Genomic DNA, 16870 nt, shown 5'->3' on the forward strand with positions numbered 1-16870 from the left:
TTACTTCTTCACAGAATTGGTAGGGGTTTCGCAGACTTCCGTCGTCGCACCCAGCGCCGCATTCGCGGCAACCTGGCGGCGTGCTTCGGCCGGCAGGTTCTTCAGGGCGACGTCATTGCGCAGGCGGGTCATGTCGGAAGCCATCTGGTGGTTCGCGCAGACGGCGCCTTCGGCGACGCAGCGGTTCAGGATGGCGTTGAACAGGGCCGGCTGCACGCTGCCGTAGTGACGGACCGGCTCTTTTTCCGACGGCTTTTCCAGCGTCAGGTACTCGGCGCGGCCCAGGGTGTTGCCGCTGGCCTTGGCCTTGGCGACCCAGGCGTCGAAGTCGGTCGCCGACACGCCGCGGTAAGCGAAGTGCATGTGCGAGAAACCGTCGCCGCTGAAGTTGGCCGAGAGACCCTTGTAGTCGCCGGCCTTGTTGATCACCGCGTTCAGGGTGGTCTCCATGCCAGGCATCGTGTAGATCATGCCGGCCAGGGTCGGGATATAGAAGGTGTTCATCACGGTCGACGAGGTCATCTTGAAGCGGATCGGGGTGTCGATCGGCGTGACCAGCTCGTTGACGGTAGCGATGCCCTGCTCCGGATAGATGAACAGCCATTTCCAGTCCAGCGACACGACCTGCACCTCGAGCACCTTGTGCTCGGCGGTGATCGGACGGTTGGCGTCGATGCGGTCCAGCGGACGATACGGGTCGAGCTTGTGGGTGCTGATCCAGGTGATCAGGCCCAGCGCGATGATGATGAGCAGGGGCGCGCCCCAGATCACCAGTTCGAGCTTGGTCGAGTGGTCCCAATCGGGCTCATAGCGTGCGTTGGCGCCTTTCCGGTACTTCCAGGCGAAAACCACGGTCAGGATCAACACCGGAATGATGATGATCAACATGAGCAGAACCGATACGGTGATCAGGTCTGCCTGCTGCTTTGCAATGTCGCCGGCTGGATTCATCACCACCGTGTTGCAGCCGGACAGCACCGCAAGCAGGAGGAGTGAAAGTCCGGGACGGACTATTTTAGGAATCATGCTAGGTATCTAACGTTACATGGGAATGAGAACATGCTACTGTAATGCCATCGGCCTTCGTTGCACATTGGACGTTTTGTCCCACCCTTGCCCAGGCCAGGGGGATTCCTGAAGGCCATTGACTTACCTGGAGACCCATCTATGCAAAGCTCGAATACGTATGGCGGCGCAGGCGCCGCTCCCGTCACGGCGCCACATAGCGGCGCCCGTAACATCAATGCCCGGGATGCCCACATCTCGCCCGGTGAAATTGCAGTTGGTGTGGTCATTGGCCGCGCCTCCGAATATTTCGATTTCTTTGTGTATGCCATCGCCTCGGTGCTGGTTTTTCCAGCAGTTTTCTTCCCCTGGGCAGATCGGCTCGAAGGCACACTCTACTCGTTTACGATTTTTGCGTTCGCATTTATCGCGCGCCCCCTCGGCACCGTGATTTTCATGGCCATCCAGCAGCGCTTCAGTAGGGAAATAAAGCTCACGATTGCCCTGTTCCTGCTCGGGACGGCAACCGTGACCATTTCTTTCCTGCCAACCTATGCCCAGCTCGGCACCACGTCCATCGTGCTGCTGGCACTGATGCGCATTGCCCAGGGCGTGGCCCAGGGCGGCTCCTGGGACGGCCTGCCGTCGCTGCTCGCGCTGAACGCACCGGAACACAAGCGCGGCTGGTACGCGATGCTCGGCCAGCTGGCCGCGCCGCTCGGCTTCCTGATCGCCGCCGGCCTGTTCGCCTACCTGCTCGACAACCTGCAGACCGACGACTTCCTGGTCTGGGGCTGGCGCTTCCCGTTCTTCGTGGCCTTTGCGATCAACGTGGTGGCCCTGTTCGCCCGCCTGCGCCTGGTCTCGACCACCGAGTATTCGCACCTGCTCGACTCGCACGAACTCGATCCGGCCCCGGTCGGCGAACTCGTGTCGAAACAGGGTTCGAACATCGTCATCGGCGCCCTGGCCGCCCTGGCCAGCTACGCGCTGTTCCACCTGGTCACCGTGTTCCCGCTGTCCTGGATCCAGCTGTACGACACCCGTCCGGTCAGCGGCTTCCTCTACCTGCAGATGTGGGGCGCGGCCATTGCCGCCGTCTGCATCCTGATCTCCGGCCTGGTGGCCGACAAGGTCGGCCGCCGCACCACGCTCGGCACCATGGCCGCGCTGATCGCGATCTTCTCGGCCTTCGTGCCGATGCTGATCGACGGCGGCGAAGCCGGCCAGAACGCCTTCATCCTGATCGGCTTCGCCCTGCTCGGCCTCTCGTACGGCCAGGCTGCCGGCGCCGTGACCTCGAACCTGCAGAAGCGCTTCCGCTACACCGGCGCCGCGCTGACCTCGGACCTGGCCTGGCTGGTCGGCGCCGCGTTCGCACCGCTGGTCGCACTTGGCCTGTCGGCGCACTTCGGCTTGGGCTACGTGAGCCTGTACCTGCTGTCGGGCGCCGTGGGCTCGCTTGCGGCGCTGTCGCTGAACCGCAAACTCGAGATCAAGACCGACGGCGAATGATCGAACGCGTGTGAAGCATCCCGGCCCGATGCAGGCGCATCGGGCCGCCAATTCCGGCGGGCTGCGGCTCGCCGGAATTTTTTTTGCCTGTCGTGGTCTAAGGCGTATTTGGCCAAGGCCTGCACGATGACCCGCACGCTATCCGTGACCGTTCCCGCGGGAGCGGCCCAGCTGGAAGGCATACTCGCCCTGCCCGCCTCGCCCATCGGCGTGGTGCTGTTCGCCCACGGCAGCGGCAGTGGGCGCCTCAGCCCGCGTAACAACTACGTGGCAACCCAGCTGCATGCGGCAGGCATCGCCACCCTCCTCCTCGATTTGCTCACTGCGCAGGAAGACGCTGTTTACCAGAACCGTTTCGATATCGGGCTGTTGTGCCGGCGGCTGCATGCGGCGGCGTCGTGGCTGGGCACCGAGCCCCTGAGCGCACCGCTTGCGCTGGGCCTGTTCGGGGCGAGCACGGGTGCGGCAGCGGCCTTGCGGCTGGCGGCGGATGCCGGCAGCGGCGTGGCGGCGGTGGTCTCGCGTGGCGGCCGGCCGGACCTGGCGGGGCCTTGCCTGGCGCATGTGGATGCGCCGACCTTGTTGATTGTCGGCGGCGAGGATGGGGCGGTGATCGGGATGAATCGGGAGGCGCTGGACCTGCTGCGCTGCGAGAAGGAGTTGGCGATCGTGCCCGGTGCGGGGCACTTGTTCGAGCAGCCGGGGACGCTGGAGCAGGCCGCGACGCTGGCCTGCGCGTGGTTTGTGCGGCATTTCGAACCGGTGTGAGACGAGACCCCTGACGCGGCGCCTAAGGTAGGGTGGGCACCCCGTGCCCACGCGGAACGACGCGCGTAGTTACCACGTTTTGGAGCGCTGACGCCCGCCAATCGAGACGTATCGAATGATCATTTGGACGCGCTGACGGCTGGCCTCTGTCTCGACCATGAATCCGCAATCACCATGCAGCGTTCCGCGTGGGCACGTCATTGATGCCCCCGGCATCAATGACCCCACCGTACGGTTGCCGCCGCAATCACTGCGGACCCATCACGTCACGCCAGCGCCGTATCCAGCACCGTCATCAATATGAAGCCGAAGATCAGCGCAATCGTCGCCGTGGTCCCATTCCCGCTTTCGCGCATCTCTGGAATCACGTCGTTGACGATTACGAACAGCATCGCGCCACCCGCAGCAGCCAGGGCAAACGGCAGCAGCCCCGCCGAAATCCCGATCAAGGCGACACCCAGCGCGGCGGCGATCGGCTCGATCACACCCGACAGCACGCCCAGGCCGACCGAGGTCAGCCGTCCGTAGCCGACGGTGCGCAGCGCCAGGGCCACGACCAGGCCTTCCGGCACGTCCTGGATCGAGACGCCGGTGGTCAGCGAGTTCGCCTTTTCCAGGTCGATGCCGGCATAGGCCACGCCGATGGCCAGGCCTTCGGGCATGTTGTGCAGGGCGACGGCGGCGACGAACATCCAGGCGCGGCGCAGCGAGTTGCCGCGCACATCGTCGCGTTCGAGCACGTGGGCCGGTTCGATGGCGCGGCCCAGCAGCAGGATGGCGCCGGCGCCGAACATGATGCCGGCCCCGGCCAGCAGGCTGGCTTCCCAGGCGCCGGCGCCGGCCGAGCGGGCAGCCGCGAGCGCGGGAATGACGAGGGAGAAAGCGGTCGCACCCAGCATCACCCCGGCGCCGAAGCCGAGGAAGCTGTCGTAGGTGCGTTTAGAGAAATTTTGCGAGAGCAGCACGGGCAAGGTGCCCAGCGCGGTGGCGGCAGCGGCCGTCCCGCCGCCCAGCAGGGCCGCGTGCATCTTCGGATTGGCGTTCATGATTTGCTCGGCCAGGCTGCCGAGCAGGAGCAGGCAGCCTACCGAGCAGATCAGCAGGCCGACGGCGCGCCTGACCGTGAAGGCGCGCACCAGCGCGTCGGTCCAGCGCAGCTTCTGTGAATCTGAGTCCATCAAGGATCCTTTCCCCAACGCCATGCCCTTCAATCCACGACACCCCGCGCGCGGCGGGGTGTCGCAAACGACCGGATTGTGCGTCGATTCTACGCCAACGGCGGCGGACACGCCGTCACCGTTGGTTGCCAGACAAGCTTATGGCTTGCTGATGGCGGACGCGCCCTTCGGCGTGGACGGGTCGAGGCCGAGTTCGGCGCCGGTGGTCGGATCCTTGGACGGATCGGACATGGTGCGCACCTGCATCTGCTTCAGCACTTCGATGTCCTCGGCCGGCAGCTTGACTTCGGCTTCGCCGGAGCCGCCGTCGACGCCCATCTGCTTCTCGCGGTCGGTGACGTAGTCCCACTTCTCGCCCTGGTTCCATGGGCCGCGCATCTCGCCCGGACCCTGGGACATGTTGAAGTAGACGCTGGCAAAGCGCGGATCGGCCGGCATTTTGCCCGGCGGGAAGTTCGACTCCATCGAGTAAAGCGCTTTCTCGAAGGACTTCTGGTGCGCCACTTCGCGGGTCATCAGGAAGCCCAGCGCTTCCTTCACGCCCGGGTCGTCGGTACAGGCGATCAGGCGTTCGTACACGATCTTGGCGCGCGCCTCGGCGGCGATGTTCGAGCGCAGGTCGGCGGTCGGTTCGGTGATCGAGTCGATGTAGGCAGCGGTCCAGGGCACGCCGGCCGAGTTGATCAGCGGCGTCCCGGCGCCGTACAGCACCTGGGTGATGTGGCTGTCGTTGCCTGCGCCGGTGATCTGCTTGTACATCTCGGCTTCGGTATCGACGGCCTCGGCCAGGCGGCCCTTGGCGCCCTTGTTCAGCATCGCGATGATGTGGCCGATGATCTCGAGGTGGCTCAGTTCCTCGGTGGCGATGTCGAACAGCATGTCTTTACGGCCTGGATCGTCTTCCGATACGGCCTGGGTGAAGTAACGCATGGCGGCGGCGAGTTCGCCCTGTGGGCCACCGAACTGTTCCAGCATCAGGTTGGCCAGACCAGGGTTCGGTCCCGCGACGCGGACCGTATATTGCAGGCGCTTGTTATGTGCAAACATTCCGACTCCTTTGATAGATGAAAACTAAGCGTCCACGCGATAGCGTGCGACGCCATCCAATCACGGCTGCACGGTGCTGCACCGTCAGTCGAACGTGTAATCATCTTGGCAGGGATAAACGGCGAAGTAATCAGAAGCACTGCCGTATCCGTGTAGGACTAGGGTGACAAACTGTTAAGGGTGAAAAGAAACCTTTCCGCAACTCATCTTTCCAGAAGTTAATCGCAGATGGACGAAGATGTCGACATGAAATGTTGAACGGCTGCTCGCAAGTGCCAGTGAAAACCCTACTGACTACGCGGCTTATGCCGACGACGATATACGGCGGCGTCCTACGTGGTGTGTGATTTTGCAGAGCTAGGATGTTAGCCAATCACTAACACAGGAGAGCAGTCATGTTTTCACTGAAACAACTCAGCCCGACCATCACCGACATGATCCGCTTCGATCACTCCCACGTGATGGTCACTTTCCACCAGTACACCAAGGACAAGGCGCCGAGCGTCAAGAAGGCGCTGGCCGAAACCATCTGCACGGCGCTGGAAATCCACGCCACGCTGGAGGAAGAAATGTTTTATCCGGTGATGCGCCAGCTCGACAAGGGCGAGCCCTTCGTGCACAAGGCCGAGCCCGAGCACAACGACATGCGCCGCATCATCAGCGAGCTGCGCCGTACCAGCGGCTCCGACCCGCGCCACGACAAGCTGATCCTGGAACTGATGCGCGACGTGATCCACCACGTGGCCGACGAGGAAACCACCCTGCTGCCGCAGGCTGAAACGCTGATGAGCAAGCAGCGCTTGTCGGAACTGGGCGCGCAGATGACCAAGCGCCGCATGGAACTGGTGGCGCCGAAAGCCGGCAAGCTGGCCAAGAGCCATGCGGTCGGCTTCTCGGGCAGCACCGCGGCCATGGTGGTGGGCGCCGCCAGCGCGCTGCTGGCGCTGCGTACGCTGGTGAAGAAACCGTCGATGCCGGGGACGAACCGCACCTGGAAGCATGCTAATTCGACGCCGGGGCAGTAATCATTTGATTGGTCGAAGCAAGGTTTCGACTTGCTTCGGTCCTATGCAGCGTGGACTCGGGAGTCCACCCTACTGATTTCGTGGGGTGGACCGGGCCGCGCCAGGCACCTGTGTCCACGCCGTACCGCGTTTCCGAAATCGACAGCGAAAGCGTAGCCGCTAGGGTGGGTCCTCGTACCCACCGCCACGTTTCCGAAATCGAAAACCGCTTTACGCCACTTCCGCCTGCTTGAATGCCCCACGTTTGATCTGATCGCGCTCGATCGACTCGAACAGCGCCTTGAAATTCCCCTCGCCAAAGCCTTCGTCGCCCTTGCGCTGGATGAATTCGAAGAACACCGGTCCCAGCTGCGCTTCGCCGAAGATCTGCAGCAGCAGACGCGGCTTGCCATCGGTAACGGCGCCGTCGAGCAGCAGGCCGCGCTTCTGCAGTTCGCCCGGGTTTTCGCCATGGCCGGGAATGCGGCCCTCGAGCATCTCGTAATAGGTTTCCGGTGGTGCGCTCATCAGCGGCACGCCGGCGGCGCGCAGGCCGTCCACGGTGCTGATCAGGTCGTCGCACAGCAGGGCGATGTGCTGGATGCCTTCACCGTTGAACTGCAGCAGGAATTCCTCGATCTGGCCACCGCCGGCCTTGCCCTCTTCGTTCAGCGGAATGCGGATCTTGCCGTCCGGCGCGGTCATCGCCTTCGAGGTCAGGCCGGTGTACTCGCCCTTGATGTCGAAGTAGCGGATTTCGCGGAAGTTGAACAGGCGCTCGTAGAACGAAGCCCAGAATGCCATGCGGCCACGGTAGACGTTGTGGGTCAGGTGGTCGATGATCTTCAGGCCGTGGCCGACCGGGCGGCGCTCGACGCCCTCGATGAATTCGAAGTCGATGTCATAGATCGACTTGCCGTCCTCGAAGCGGTCGATCAGGTACAGCGGCGCGCCGCCGATGCCCTTGATGGCCGGCAGGCGCAGCTCCATCGGACCGGTCGGAATCTCGATCGGGTGGGCGCCCAGCTCCAGCGCGCGCTGGTAGGCGGCGTGCGAATCTTTCACGCGGAAGGCCATGCCGCAGGCCGACGGGCCGTGCTCGGCCGCGAAGTAGGCGGCGTGGCTCTTCGGCTCGTTGTTGATGATGAAGTTGATCTCGCCCTGGCGGTACAGCGCCACGTCCTTCGAGCGGTGCATCGCCACTTTGGTAAAGCCCAGCGCCTCGAAGATCGGTTCCAGCGTGCCCGGGGTCGGCGAAGCGAACTCGACGAATTCGAAGCCCATCAGGCCCATTGGATTCTCAAACAGGTCAGCCATGTTGTTTTCCTTCTTGTTGCAATTGTTATCTCCTCCAGGCGGCGCGCTTGTCTCGTGAACGCGGCGCCGCACCGAACCGTGACCCGAATCATACGCCAGTGCGGCCGCGTTCATGTACGGTTTTTGATGTCGAATCGGCACGCCCGGGCGCTTCGGCAAAGGCATCGGCGACCAGCTTGCGCAGCCAGGCATTGCCCGGGTCCTGGTTGTAGCGGCGGTGCCAGAACATGTTGGTCTGCAGCGTCGGCAGGGCCAACGGCGGCGTGATCCAGGCCAGGCCGAAGGGCGGCCCGGCGCGCTCGGCCAGCTTCTGCGGCACCGTCACCACCAGGTCGTGGCCGGCGACGATATACGGCACGGCCGTGAAATGCGGCACCCGGAACCGGGTCGAGGCGCCGATACCGGCCTTTTCCAGCAGGCCATTGACGCGATCATAGGGGCTCTCGCTGGAATCGACGAACAGGTGCTCGGCGGCGGCGAAGCGCGCCAGGTCGACCTTCCCTTCCAGTAGCGGATGGCCACGCCGCAGCATTGACACATAGGGCTGGCGGAACAGCAGGCGCTGGTACAGCGCTTCGGAGATGTCCTCGAAGGGGCCGATGGCCAGGTCGACGCGCCCGCTTTCCATCTCTTCCTTGAGGGCGATGCTGCCCGCACGCACCGTGCTGAGCTGCAGGTGCGGGGCCGCCACGCGGCAGCGCTCGATCAATGTTGGCATGAAATGCAGCTCGCCGACGTCGGTCATGGCCAGGGTGAAGCGGCGGCTGCTGGTGAGCGGATCGAAGCCGCTGCGCCGGTTCAGGGCCAGCGTCACCTGGGCCAGCGCGCTGCCGACCGGCTCGGCCAGCCCCTCGGCGAACGGGGTCGGCTGCATGCCCTGCCCGGTACGCACGAACAGCTCGTCGCCGAACACGCGGCGCAGCCTTGCCAGGGCATTGCTGACCGCCGATTGCGTGAGGCCGAGGCGCTTTGCCGCGCCGGAAATCTGGCGCTCACGGTAGACTTCCTGGAACACGGCGAGCAGGTTCAGGTCGATGCTGTGCGGCTCGATCATGGGCACTCCACTATTGATATCGTGAATAGTCTACATTTATCTATTCATGTCGTAAAATACCAACGGCTGACTTAGAGTGCAGGTCAATACCCGAATCAAGTTCAGTTCGCGCTTTGCGAGGAGACACGCATGACCCAGCATATTGGTACCGACACGCGTTACCAGTCCGGCTTCGGCAACGAATTCGCCACCGAGGCCCTGCCCGGCGCCCTGCCCCGGCACCGCAATTCCCCGCAGAAGGTGGCCTACGGCCTGTACGCCGAACAGATTTCCGGCACCGCCTTCACCGCCCCGCGCAGCCACAACCGCCGCTCCTGGCTGTACCGCATCCGTCCCGCCGCCATGCACGGCGCCTTCCAGGAAATGGGCAATGGCCGCATCGTGGCCGGCTTCAACGGCGTGGCGCCGCCGCCCAACCAGCTGCGCTGGAGTCCGCTGCCGATGCCGGATGCGCCCACCGACTTCGTTGACGGCCTGGTGACGATGGCCGGCAATGGCTCGCCGGAAAGCATGAACGGCTGCGCCATCTATCTGTACGCCGCCAACCGCTCGATGACGGAGCGCTTCTTCTACAGCGCAGACGGCGAATTCCTGATCGTGCCCCAGCAAGGCCGCCTCGAACTGGCGACCGAACTCGGCACCATCGACCTCGAACCGCAGGAAATCGCCGTGATCCCGCGCGGCATCCGCTTCCAGGTGCGCCTGCCCGATGGCGAGGCGCGCGGTTACGTGTGCGAAAACTTCGGCGCCCTGCTGCGCCTGCCCGACCTGGGGCCGATCGGCTCGAACGGCCTGGCCAATCCGCGCGACTTCCTCACGCCGGTGGCGCACTACGAAGACCGCGAAGGCGACTTCGAACTGGTAGCCAAGTTCTGCGGCAACCTGTGGCGCGCGCAGATCAAACATTCGCCGCTGGACGTGGTCGCCTGGCACGGCAACTACGCGCCCTATAAATACGACCTGCGCCACTTCAACACCATCGGCTCGATCAGCTACGACCACCCGGACCCGTCGATCTTCCTGGTGCTGCAATCGCCGAGCGACACCCCCGGCGTCGACACCCTCGACTTCGTGATCTTCCCGCCGCGCTGGCTGGCCGGCGAAGACACCTTCCGCCCGCCCTGGTTCCACCGGAATGTGGCCAGCGAATTCATGGGCCTGGTGCACGGCGCCTACGATGCCAAGGCCGAAGGCTTCGTGCCCGGCGGCGCCAGCCTGCACAATTGCATGAGCGGGCACGGGCCGGATGCGGCGACCTTCGAGAAGGCCAGCAACGCCGATACCAGCGCGCCCAGCAAGGTAGCGAACACCATGGCCTTCATGTTCGAGACGCGCAATGTGCTGTGCCCGACCGCCCAGGCCCTGGCTTCCCCGCAGCTGCAAGGCAGCTACCAGGATTGCTGGGCCAGCATCCGCAAGAACTTCCGCACGACGCCGTAAGGAGAACAAGCATGGCGCACCAGGCCATCCTCGAATTTGCCACGACCGGCCGCGGCACGCGCGATATCACCGATGCGGTGGCGCAAGTGGTGGCCCAGTCCGGCATCGCATGCGGGCTGGTGCAGGTGTTCGTCCAGCACACCAGTTGCTCGCTGACGATCACGGAAAATGCCAGCCCGGACGTGCGGCGCGACCTGGAAACCATCGCCCAGCGCCTGGCGCCCGATGGCGACCCGGCCTACCGCCACGACGAGGAAGGCCCGGACGACATGTCGGCCCACGCGCGCAGCGTGCTCACCGATATCGGACTGACGGTGCCGGTGGGCGGCGGCCGGCTGCTGCTCGGCACCTGGCAAGGCATCTATTTGTGGGAACACCGCACGGCGCCGCACCGGCGCAAGGTGGTGGTGACGGTGCTGTAGCGGCGGTTCAGCGCCCGGTTGCCACCTGGGTCATGAATTCGAGGTAACCCGGGAAGCGCGCCGCGGGACCGACCCGGAATGGCCAGCGCGGGTCGGCCTGTGCCGTGTTGAGCGTGACCGGGCCGTCCAACCCGTCCCCAATCACCTGGATGCCCGGCGCGTCCGGCAGGACCGCGCTCAGTTCCAGGTAATTCACCCAGTACGGCTCCTCCATCGTCGCGAGGAAGTAGCGCAGTTTGTCCTGCGTGCGCTGCCGTTCAACCAGCGTGTTGTAGCGCTGTTGCGGGTTCAGCTGGTGCAAGGTCGCGGTCGTGTAGGCCGAGCCGGCCGGCATGAATTCGTGCGGCACGATGGCCAGCAGCGCCGGCCTGGCCGACACCAGGAAGAAGCGGCTGTTCGCAAAATACACCGGCCTTCCGGTTCCCTTGCCGGGCAGGCGCGCGGCTTCCATGTTGTCGAGTTTCGCCAGGAGCCGGTTGCCGATCGCGGCCAGCTCCTGCGTGGAATAGCTGGTGAACAGGCCGGCGCCCTTCAGGCGCACGTCGCGCATGCGCGCGCCGGGGCTGAAATCGATCAGATGATAGCGGAACTGCGCCTGCAGCGGCGCGCCCTCGTGCAGGGGCGCCGAGGTGATCTCGGTGGCCGTTTCCCAGCCGGCCCGGGCATGGCCCATGGCGGCGCTCATCAACAGGCACAGCAACATTAATAATCGTCTCGGCATCGCCTCGCTCTCCGGTTCGCGTCGTGTGAACTGAGCAGCGCAAGGCTGCGGGAGCAATGTATCCGCGTGGGGCTTGCCATGTCAACAATACGCAGCGTGCGGTGCGGGCACTCCACGGCCTGCGCAGGCAGGGCCGGCGCCGATGTCAGTCACTGTCGGTTCATCGAGGTGTTGCCACGCCCCCGGCTTCGCTATACTGCCGGTTTTCCCGACCACTTTCTCCATGCACCCCATTTTCTCCCGTTGCGCCGCGCTCTGCGCCTGCACCCTGCTCGCCGCCTGCGCCATCAGCGCGCCCCGTTATCAGGCCACCGACAGCAATGTCGCGCTGCTGAAGGCCGCGGCCGGCGCCCGGGCCGGCGTCGGCGCGTTCACGGCCAGCCCGGCGCTCGGCCGGCCGCGCATCGACCTGCACGCCATCGACATGAAGGCGCCCGAGGGCGATTACGCGGCCTACCTGAAGGCGGCGCTGACGGCAGACCTGTCAGCGGCCGGCCTGTTCGATGCGGCGGCGCCGGCCCAGGTGAGCGCGACCCTGCTGCGCAACGAAATCAGCGCCGTGCGCATGCAGACCCATTCCGGCGCGGTGGAGGCGCGCTTCGTGGTCACGCGCGGCGGCCAGCCCGTCTACGACAAGCTCAAGCGCGCAAGCCTGAGCTGGGAGACGCACGTCGTGGGCGGCATGGACACGGTGACCGCCCGCGGGCAGTATCCGAAGCTGGTCGCCGCGCTGCTGGCGGAACTGTACGGCGACCCGGATTTCGTGCAGGCGCTGCAGCGCTGACACATGCCGGGGCCGGCGCCGGAACAAGCGCCAAGACAAGCGCCGCCATCCGTGCGGAGCCTGCCGCTGACCCCGTGAGATGATGTCTCCAGCGCCCCTGGCGCACTGGAGAGCGGCCCACTTGCCGCCTGGAGACACACTGCGCACCATGACCGACATCCTGATCATCCTGTTCCTGATCCTCCTGAATGGTGTCTTCGCGATGTCCGAACTGGCCCTGGTCTCGGCCAAGCGCACACGCCTGGAAAAGCAGGCGCTCGAAGGCAGCCGCGGCGCCCGCACCGCCCTGAAACTGGCGGACAACCCCAGCCATTTCCTCTCCACGGTGCAGGTCGGCATCACCGTGATCGGCATCTTCAACGGCGCCTTCGGCGAGGCCTCGCTGGTGGCGCGCATGACGCCCTGGCTGGAATCGATGCCGGCGCTGGCGCCCTACGCCTACCACCTCTCGCTCGGCATCGTGGTGGCCTGCATCACCTTCGCCTCGATCATCCTCGGCGAACTGGTTCCGAAGCGCATCGCCATGCGCTACCCGGAGGCGATGGCCACCCTGATTGCCCCGCCGCTGCGCGTGCTGTCGACCGTGATGTCGCCCTTCGTGAAAGTGCTGGCCCTCACCACCGAGGCGATCGCGCGCCTGATCGGCATCGGCAGCCACAAGGCCGAGGCGCCGACCGAGGAAGACATCACCGGCATGATCAAGGAAAGCACCGATGCCGGCGTTTTCGAGAAAACCGAATACGACATCGTCTCGCGCGCGCTGCGCCTGGACGACCGCCACCTGAAGGCGCTGATGACGCCGCGCATCGACGTCGCCTTTGTCGACCTGGAAGGCGAGCGCAGCGAGGTCCTGAGGCGCATCGCCGACAACAACTACAGCCGTTTCCCCGTGTGCCGTGGCGACCGTACCCGGGTGGTCGGCTTCATCCACACGCGCGATCTGTTCGCCCAGGCGGTGCGCGGCGGCTCGCTCGACGCGATCGACATCGACGCCGCCGTGCAGGAGATCCTGTACGTGCCGGAGACCGTGAGCGCCATGGCCCTGCTCGAACTGTTCAAGCAGCACGGCGCCGAGCTGGCCCTCATCGTCGACGAGTACGGCGACATCCAGGGCATGGTCACCCTCACCGACGTGATGAGCGCGCTGGTGGGCGACGTGAGCGTGATCGGCGAGCACCACGATGCCGATGCCGTGCAGCGCGAGGACGGCAGCTGGCTGGTCGACGGCGGCGTGGCCCTGGACCGCTTCCGCGACCTGTTCGGCCCCCACGTGCGCTTTCCGGGCGAGGAGGTCGCCGCTTACCACACCCTGGCCGGCTTCCTGCTGTACCAGCTCGGCTACATCCCGCGCGCGGCCGAGTGCGTGGAGTGGGACGAATTCAAGTTCGAGGTGCTGGACATGGATGGCAACCGCATCGACCGCATCCTGGTCGTCCACACGCCGCGGCCGCCGGCCCCGGGCGATGACGAGGATGGCGTGGTCCGCGACGACGGCTGAACACCGCCGCCATGCTCAAGCGCATCGCCGTGCCGGCCCTGCTGCTCTGCCTTGCCTCGGGCGCCTGGGCAGCGGACGCGCCGGGCCGCCCGGTGGAACTGCGCAACTACACGGGAACGGCGCAAGACCGCGCCGCATCAACACGCCTGCGCATCAGTATTGCCGGCGAGGCCAGGCAGGACAGGCGGGCGGTGCGCGTCGGAGACCTGCTCCTGTGTTCCGCTGCCGGATGCTACCGGGCGCGCACGGATGGCAAGGTGGATATCGCCGACACCTCTGCCGGCAAGGCGGCGCGCATCGCCGACGTGGCGATCCCGCCCGCCACGATCACCGACGTCCATTTCCCCGAGGTCCGCGGCGCTGCGGTCATCACGGGTCACCTGGAACTGGATACGCCGCTTGCCGTCGGCCGCGATACGCCGGGAGTCGAATTGATGCTCGCCGTGCGCCAGCGCCAGCAGGCCGGCCGGGCCGTCTACGTTCCGGCCGCATCGGCGCACATGGGGTTCGCCGACGACAGCGAACTCGTGCACTACCTGCCGTCCACCGCGACGGTGGCCAGGCTGTCGCTCGGCACGAGACTGACGCTGCTGGCGCGTGCCCTGGACCGGGCGCAGATTTTCAATGTGGGCATCGCGCGGACAGGAGAGCTGTTCCCGAGAGTGGACATCTTTCCTTACCTCGGCTTGAAGCAGCCGGGGATGCTCGAAGTGCGCGCCGTGGGTGGCGGGCAAGGTGGGCAAGCCCTGGCCGTGCCCGCCGGCCCGGCGGCGCACCGGCATGCGCGGCCCGTGCCGGACCCAGGGGCCATGCAGCGCTCAGCCAGGATGACCTTGTGGCGGACGGCGGTGATCGAACCTGCGGACCTGGAAAAGTCCCGGCCGGCTCCTCGGCAGGATTGACAGCCTGCCTGCAGGCGGTTCAGGTTCGCTGCGTCACGTGGGCTTCGCGCAGCGAGCGCCAGCCCAGGGTCGAGGCGATGGCGCGCCGGTAGCGGGTGTCGATGTGGGCGGGCGTGCGGCGGATGTAGTCCTCGGCCGCCTCGCGCTGCTCGCCGCTGCGGCTCGACAGCCAGGCCACGACTTCGTCGCTGCTCGGCACGCGGCCGCTGACGCCGTCGAACTTCGGCGGCAGCGCGGTCCAGACGGCGGCATCGATGCCCTTCTCCTCCAACCAGGCCTGGACCCGGGCGTCGACGCGGGCGCCGTCGACTGGCGGGATGCTGCCGATGTAGTCGGGCCGGTCGGCGGCGATTTTTTCGCGGGTGCCGAGCATGGCGCGCGCCGTGTCGAGGTCCTGGGTGGCGAGATAGGCCCAATAGGTCGGCATCAGGCGCGCGCCTTCGCATAGCACCAGGGCCAGCTCCGGGCTGTTGTCGCTCTGGCGCGTGTATTCCAGCGGCAGCCGGGGCCCGCCCGGGTGCCAGCCGGAGGCAAGTTTCAGGGGCTGCGGCTTCCACAGCAGCGAGCCCCAGGCGATGCAGACGATGTTCATAAAGGTGTATGTACCCGATAGTAGGAGAAACAAAACTACAGTCTAGTACGTTAATCGAAAGCGCGGTGCGCGGCTGGGTTGTGCCCGCTGTGGCGCCTACCGGCGGCGAAGGTTCGCTCCGTTCTGCGAGATAGCGAACGGAAGGCCGGCGCGCAAGCGCGCAGACTCGGGTTCACCACGTACCGGAGTCCCGCCATGACACGCCGTTTCACCCTCGCCACCGCCGTTCCCGCCTCCCCCGACGAAGCCTGGTCCTGGTCCACCTCGATCAAGGGCATCAAGCAGGAAATGTGGCCGGTACTGAAGATGACTTTCCCGAAAGGGCTGACCCACATTGGCAAGGAAACGACGCTGGACAAGCCGCTGGGCCGCTGCCAGTTCCTGCTGCTCGGCCTGTTCCCGATAGATATGTCGAAGCTGACCTTCGTCGAAATCGAGCCGGGCCGGCGCTTCGTCGAGCAGTCGCCGCTGCTGTCGATGCGGCTGTGGCGCCACGAGCGCATCGTCAAGCCGTCGGGCGACGGCGCCATCGTCACCGACAACGTGGAATTCACGCCGCGCTTCGCGCCGCCGGTCGTCGGCTGGTTCGTCAAGCGTTTCTTCGAGCATCGCCATGCGGTGCTGTCGCGTTCGCTGCGCTGAGTACGTTGGCGGTCTGGCACGAGAGCACTGCCCCTGATGCAGCGCCTGGCCCCTCCGTCGGGAGGCGGGAAAGTCATGCTTGTCAGTGACGAGCACGGTCAGAAAGACGGCTCGGCGCAGGATGAAATCGCGCGCTCCCTTGGCACAAGATTTCGATAGCGGATGCAGTGAATAAGCATGCGCATCGCCGCTAGCTGCCCCGCTTCGTCACTTCATGCGCCGCGACTGCTGCCAGATCGCTCAGGGCGTCAAGTTCGGCCTTGCGCAGGCGGCGCGCTTCCCTGTCCATTACACATAGCGTTCCGACGGCTACTCCCGCATGGTCGCGTAGCGCAATCCCGGCATAGAAACGGACGTGAGGATGAGCCAGCACGATGGGAAGCCCAGCGAAACGGGCATCCATGCTGGCGTCTTCGACAATCAGCGGATCCGTCTGCTCGACCGTATGCGCGCAGAACGTCCACTCCCTCCGGGCGTTCAGCAAGTCCAATCCTACACAGCCCTTGATCCACAGGCGTTCCGGCGTTAAATCAGAAACCAGCGCGATCGGTGATTTGGTCACTGTGGCTGCAAGTCGTGCAACACGGTCGAAACGCGCTTCGAACCGACTGCGCGCCGTCATGCAGCCGGCAGGGGCCTTGACCTGCGTGGAGCAACGATCCCGTAGTCCCGACCGACGCCAGGCTGTTTCGTGATCGGAAACAGGCCCGCCCTCCATTTCCGCTTGCATGGCGAGCACAGTGCTCGTACGAGTACGGCGATGCCCGCCGGGCGTTTTCCAGGAAAGGATCCGGCCCTCCTCCATCCACACCTGGACAGTGCTGACGGCAACTTCGAGAATGCCGGCAGCACCGGTCGTCGTCAGGATCGGGTCTTCTTCTTGTTCTGCTTGTCGATGCATCTTGCTCCCTCGTGAGGCACGAGTATAGCCGAGCCGGCGTGCATGAGCCTGTTTCAGACTCTAAACGGCATCAGGAACCA

17 protein-coding genes are annotated in these 16870 nt (G+C 65.3%); 9 read left to right on the forward strand and 8 right to left on the reverse strand.

The genetic code is table 11. The features are described from left to right. The gene (gene cyoA, locus LK540_RS03860; protein WP_229435706.1) at positions 1-1026 is read right to left on the reverse strand and encodes a ubiquinol oxidase subunit II; all 1026 of its coding nucleotides are present in this window, start codon (positions 1024-1026) and stop codon (positions 1-3) included. Between the two features lie 141 nt (positions 1027-1167). Here cyoA and LK540_RS03865 point away from each other — a divergent pair, with 141 nt between their 5' ends. Beyond that, complete coding sequence (locus LK540_RS03865; RefSeq protein ID WP_229435707.1) at positions 1168-2520, forward strand: MFS transporter; 1353 nt, start codon at positions 1168-1170, stop codon at positions 2518-2520. A 126-nt stretch (positions 2521-2646) separates the two neighbouring features. Next, the gene (locus tag LK540_RS03870; RefSeq protein ID WP_229435708.1) at positions 2647-3288 is read left to right on the forward strand and encodes a dienelactone hydrolase family protein; all 642 of its coding nucleotides are present in this window, start codon (positions 2647-2649) and stop codon (positions 3286-3288) included. A 266-nt stretch (positions 3289-3554) separates the two neighbouring features. Here LK540_RS03870 and LK540_RS03875 read toward each other — a convergent pair whose 3' ends face one another. Together LK540_RS03875 and LK540_RS03880 are read right to left on the reverse strand one after the other, a co-directional pair. Next, complete coding sequence (locus LK540_RS03875; RefSeq protein ID WP_229435709.1) at positions 3555-4466, reverse strand: ZIP family metal transporter; 912 nt, start codon at positions 4464-4466, stop codon at positions 3555-3557. Positions 4467-4604: 138 nt separating this feature from the next. Next, positions 4605-5513, reverse strand: a complete 909-nt coding sequence (locus LK540_RS03880) for a manganese catalase family protein (protein ID WP_229435710.1) — start codon at positions 5511-5513, stop codon at positions 4605-4607. Positions 5514-5908: 395 nt separating this feature from the next. On the opposite strand from LK540_RS03880, the gene LK540_RS03885 reads away from it, so the two are divergent. Then, positions 5909-6538 (forward strand): hemerythrin domain-containing protein, encoded by a 630-nt coding sequence (locus LK540_RS03885; protein WP_229435711.1) that lies wholly within the window; start codon positions 5909-5911, stop codon positions 6536-6538. Positions 6539-6748: 210 nt separating this feature from the next. On the opposite strand, the gene hppD is transcribed toward LK540_RS03885, so the two are convergent. Beyond that, complete coding sequence (gene hppD / locus LK540_RS03890; RefSeq protein ID WP_229435712.1) at positions 6749-7834, reverse strand: 4-hydroxyphenylpyruvate dioxygenase; 1086 nt, start codon at positions 7832-7834, stop codon at positions 6749-6751. Positions 7835-7922: 88 nt separating this feature from the next. After that, a complete protein-coding gene (locus tag LK540_RS03895; protein WP_229435713.1) occupies positions 7923-8888 on the reverse strand; it encodes a LysR family transcriptional regulator in 966 nt (321 codons plus the stop codon). Positions 8889-9017: 129 nt separating this feature from the next. On the opposite strand from LK540_RS03895, the gene hmgA reads away from it, so the two are divergent. Together hmgA and LK540_RS03905 are read left to right on the forward strand one after the other, a co-directional pair. Beyond that, entirely contained in the window at positions 9018-10328 is a 1311-nt protein-coding gene (gene hmgA, locus LK540_RS03900; RefSeq protein WP_229435714.1) for a homogentisate 1,2-dioxygenase, read from the forward strand. Positions 10329-10339: 11 nt separating this feature from the next. Continuing rightward, on the forward strand, positions 10340-10750 hold the full coding sequence (locus tag LK540_RS03905; RefSeq protein ID WP_229435715.1) for a secondary thiamine-phosphate synthase enzyme YjbQ: 411 nt from the start codon (positions 10340-10342) through the stop codon (positions 10748-10750). A gap of 7 nt (positions 10751-10757) precedes the next feature. Here the strand turns inward: LK540_RS03905 and LK540_RS03910 are convergent, their stop codons facing one another. Further along, positions 10758-11453, reverse strand: coding sequence for a hypothetical protein (locus LK540_RS03910; protein ID WP_229435716.1), 696 nt, complete (start codon positions 11451-11453; stop codon positions 10758-10760). Positions 11454-11694: 241 nt separating this feature from the next. On the opposite strand from LK540_RS03910, the gene LK540_RS03915 reads away from it, so the two are divergent. From LK540_RS03915 to LK540_RS03925, 3 genes are all read left to right on the forward strand, one after another. Further along, complete coding sequence (locus tag LK540_RS03915; protein WP_229435717.1) at positions 11695-12255, forward strand: hypothetical protein; 561 nt, start codon at positions 11695-11697, stop codon at positions 12253-12255. Between the two features lie 148 nt (positions 12256-12403). After that, positions 12404-13753 carry a hemolysin family protein gene (locus tag LK540_RS03920; RefSeq protein WP_229435718.1) on the forward strand — a complete coding sequence of 450 codons (1350 nt, stop codon included), beginning with the start codon at positions 12404-12406 and terminating at the stop codon, positions 13751-13753. Positions 13754-13764: 11 nt separating this feature from the next. Beyond that, the gene (locus tag LK540_RS03925) at positions 13765-14655 is read left to right on the forward strand and encodes a hypothetical protein (protein WP_229435719.1); all 891 of its coding nucleotides are present in this window, start codon (positions 13765-13767) and stop codon (positions 14653-14655) included. Between the two features lie 19 nt (positions 14656-14674). Here the strand turns inward: LK540_RS03925 and LK540_RS03930 are convergent, their stop codons facing one another. Further along, positions 14675-15247, reverse strand: coding sequence for a hypothetical protein (locus LK540_RS03930; protein WP_229435720.1), 573 nt, complete (start codon positions 15245-15247; stop codon positions 14675-14677). A 195-nt stretch (positions 15248-15442) separates the two neighbouring features. On the opposite strand from LK540_RS03930, the gene LK540_RS03935 reads away from it, so the two are divergent. Beyond that, the gene (locus tag LK540_RS03935; RefSeq protein ID WP_229435721.1) at positions 15443-15889 is read left to right on the forward strand and encodes a hypothetical protein; all 447 of its coding nucleotides are present in this window, start codon (positions 15443-15445) and stop codon (positions 15887-15889) included. A gap of 190 nt (positions 15890-16079) precedes the next feature. Here LK540_RS03935 and LK540_RS03940 read toward each other — a convergent pair whose 3' ends face one another. Then, positions 16080-16790, reverse strand: coding sequence for a GAF domain-containing protein (locus LK540_RS03940; protein ID WP_229435722.1), 711 nt, complete (start codon positions 16788-16790; stop codon positions 16080-16082). Positions 16791-16870: the final 80 nt, after the last annotated feature.

Origin of the sequence: Massilia sp. IC2-278 (genome assembly GCF_020708045.1) — a bacterium.
Lineage (GTDB): Bacteria > Pseudomonadota > Gammaproteobacteria > Burkholderiales > Burkholderiaceae_D > Telluria.

Excerpts from the sequence above, each read along its gene's own strand:
- cyoA (WP_229435706.1), bottom strand. The coding sequence starts at position 1,026 with ATGATTCCTAAAATAGTCCGTCCCGGACTTTCACTCCTCCTGCTTGCG.
- LK540_RS03865 (WP_229435707.1), top strand. The coding sequence starts at position 1,168 with ATGCAAAGCTCGAATACGTATGGCGGCGCAGGCGCCGCTCCCGTCACG.
- LK540_RS03870 (WP_229435708.1), top strand. The coding sequence starts at position 2,647 with ATGACCCGCACGCTATCCGTGACCGTTCCCGCGGGAGCGGCCCAGCTG.
- LK540_RS03875 (WP_229435709.1), bottom strand. The coding sequence starts at position 4,466 with ATGGACTCAGATTCACAGAAGCTGCGCTGGACCGACGCGCTGGTGCGC.
- LK540_RS03880 (WP_229435710.1), bottom strand. The coding sequence starts at position 5,513 with ATGTTTGCACATAACAAGCGCCTGCAATATACGGTCCGCGTCGCGGGA.
- LK540_RS03885 (WP_229435711.1), top strand. The coding sequence starts at position 5,909 with ATGTTTTCACTGAAACAACTCAGCCCGACCATCACCGACATGATCCGC.
- hppD (WP_229435712.1), bottom strand. The coding sequence starts at position 7,834 with ATGGCTGACCTGTTTGAGAATCCAATGGGCCTGATGGGCTTCGAATTC.
- LK540_RS03895 (WP_229435713.1), bottom strand. The coding sequence starts at position 8,888 with ATGATCGAGCCGCACAGCATCGACCTGAACCTGCTCGCCGTGTTCCAG.
- hmgA (WP_229435714.1), top strand. The coding sequence starts at position 9,018 with ATGACCCAGCATATTGGTACCGACACGCGTTACCAGTCCGGCTTCGGC.
- LK540_RS03905 (WP_229435715.1), top strand. The coding sequence starts at position 10,340 with ATGGCGCACCAGGCCATCCTCGAATTTGCCACGACCGGCCGCGGCACG.
- LK540_RS03910 (WP_229435716.1), bottom strand. The coding sequence starts at position 11,453 with ATGTTGCTGTGCCTGTTGATGAGCGCCGCCATGGGCCATGCCCGGGCC.
- LK540_RS03915 (WP_229435717.1), top strand. The coding sequence starts at position 11,695 with ATGCACCCCATTTTCTCCCGTTGCGCCGCGCTCTGCGCCTGCACCCTG.
- LK540_RS03920 (WP_229435718.1), top strand. The coding sequence starts at position 12,404 with ATGACCGACATCCTGATCATCCTGTTCCTGATCCTCCTGAATGGTGTC.
- LK540_RS03925 (WP_229435719.1), top strand. The coding sequence starts at position 13,765 with ATGCTCAAGCGCATCGCCGTGCCGGCCCTGCTGCTCTGCCTTGCCTCG.
- LK540_RS03930 (WP_229435720.1), bottom strand. The coding sequence starts at position 15,247 with ATGAACATCGTCTGCATCGCCTGGGGCTCGCTGCTGTGGAAGCCGCAG.
- LK540_RS03935 (WP_229435721.1), top strand. The coding sequence starts at position 15,443 with ATGACACGCCGTTTCACCCTCGCCACCGCCGTTCCCGCCTCCCCCGAC.
- LK540_RS03940 (WP_229435722.1), bottom strand. The coding sequence starts at position 16,790 with ATGCATCGACAAGCAGAACAAGAAGAAGACCCGATCCTGACGACGACC.